Origin of the sequence: Protofrankia sp. CiP1_Cm_nod2, assembly GCF_920664355.1 — a bacterium.
GTDB lineage: Bacteria > Actinomycetota > Actinomycetes > Frankiales > Frankiaceae > Protofrankia.
The window spans coordinates 1-1,950 of sequence record NZ_CAKKTL010000194.1 but is presented as its reverse complement, the minus strand read 5'-3'; the positions used below and the strand labels follow the sequence as shown (position 1 = coordinate 1,950).

Below are 1,950 nucleotides of genomic sequence, written 5' to 3'. Positions count from 1 at the left end.
ACTGCTCCTCGGTGGCCGGGGCGGCTCCCCGACACCGGCGCCGTCCCCGACCGCGGGTACGGCCAGCCCGGTCCCGGCAGGCGGCGGGCCGCTGCTCCCGGATCCGGGCCTGCCCGTCCTGGACTTCTCCGACCTGACCTGGATGGACTTCCACGGCTTCGCCCTGCCGGTGTCGCCGACCGCGGGCCCGCACACGCTGGCCGACGACCGGGCGTCCGGGTTCGCGCACACCCCGCTGGGCGCGGCCCTCGCCGCAGTCAACATCGGCTTCCGGACCGGATCTTCGGTCAGCCCGTTCGTCTTCGAACCCACCATCGCCGAGCAGGCCACCGGTGTGGACCAGCCTGCGTTGGTAGAACAGACCCGTACAGACGCGGCAAACGAAGGCGTCCCCGCCCGGCTGACGGGAAAAATGCCTGGCACGATTTACCGCTTCGCCGGAGTGCGGTTCGACGCAGCTACGCCCGACCAGGTCGTACTGCACCTGGCCACCGCCAGTGAGACCCCCACTGGCACCACCGTGTACGCCGACGGGCGCATCGAGCTGCGTTGGGAGCGGGGGGACTGGCGGGTTGTGGCCCCACCCGGCGGCAACTGGGACGTGGTGGCAACCTCAATCGCTTCCACCGCAGGCTTTCAGCTGTTTCCCCGGAGGTAGAAACCCATGGCCTCTCTGTTCGACCCGTTGCGATACACCCAGTTCGGCCTCGCCACCGAGTTGGGCGGCGCCATTGTCAAGGCCGGCGCTGGCAAGGCTGTCGAGAAGGTCAGTGACAGTACGTTGAGTTCGTTGGAGGACACGCTGGCCAAGGGGCTGGCGTGGATGGTGGACACCACCTCGACCTGGTGGGTCAAGGCCCCCTCCATCCGGGTGCAGCAGCTGGTCGCGCCCGGTACGGACCCGGCGAACGCACCCCCGATCGAGGTGGTCGCCACGATCCGGGGCTGGATGTGGCCCATCGTGATCACGGTGGCGTTGTGCGGGCTGACGATCCAGGCCGCGCGGATGGCCCTGCAACACAAACCCCAGCCGCTCCTCGACATCGCTCGTGGTCTGCTGCTGGTGGGGCTGACAACCGGGATCGGGGTCTTCGTCGTCCAGCAGAGTCTGGATGTCGGGGATGCGTTTTCCGACTGGGTGCTGTCCACGGACGGCCAGCAGTTGGCGCCCACGATGAAACACGTCCTCGGGGTGGACGGGGAGAACCTCGCCGCCACCGGATTCGTGATCGTCTACTGTCTGATCGCGCTGGTGGTCTCGATCGTGCAGGCAATCCTGATGATGTTCCGGGAGGCCAGTATCCCGATCCTGACCGGGATGCTGGTCCTGGCTGCCGCCGGCGGGTTCCTGCCGTCGACCCGCCGCTGGATGCCGAAGATCGTCGGCTGGCTGGTCGCGATGGTCTGTTACAAACCGGCCGCGGCCCTGGTCTACGGGGCGGCGTTCAGCTACCTGCACTCCTCGGAGTCCGGCTCGGACCCCGTGACCGCGAACCGGGACCGGTTCATGGGCCTGACCATGATGATCCTGTCGCTGGTCGCGCTGCCGGTGCTGATGCGGCTGTTCACCTGGGCGGCGGGGGAAGCCGGCGGCGGCGGTGGGGGAGGAGCGCTGGCCGGGGCGGCGGCCTCCGCCGGGGTGCTGGCCGTGACCGCCGGGGTGGCGTCCCGGTCAGCGGGCCGTTCTGGCGGGCCGGCCGGGGAGCATGCCGCCTACCTGGCGCAGACCGGTCCGGGCGGCCCACCACGGGCGCGGCCGCCCGGTGCCGACGGGTCCGGGCCGTCTCCCTCGGGGGGTGGTCCGTGGGCGCCGCCCGCCGGGGGCCAGCAGCCCGCCCCGGCCGGGGAGTCTTCTCCCGGCGGGCCGGAGGGTACGCCGCGGGGCGCGTCGTCGGCGTCCCCGGCGGCCGGTGCGGGCGCGGCCGCCGGTGGCCGGGCGGGGGCCGGGGC

2 protein-coding genes are annotated in these 1,950 nt (G+C 71.6%); both read left to right on the top strand.

Annotation, left to right across the window (positions count from 1 at the left end):
• Positions 1 to 658, top strand: a 658-nt coding sequence (locus tag NBW84_RS18550) for a hypothetical protein (protein ID WP_250286008.1), incomplete at its 5' end; no start/stop codon positions are given.
• A 6-nt stretch (positions 659 to 664) separates the two neighbouring features.
• On the top strand, positions 665 to 1,950 hold a 1,286-nt coding region (locus tag NBW84_RS18545; RefSeq protein WP_445548761.1), incomplete at its 3' end, for a hypothetical protein.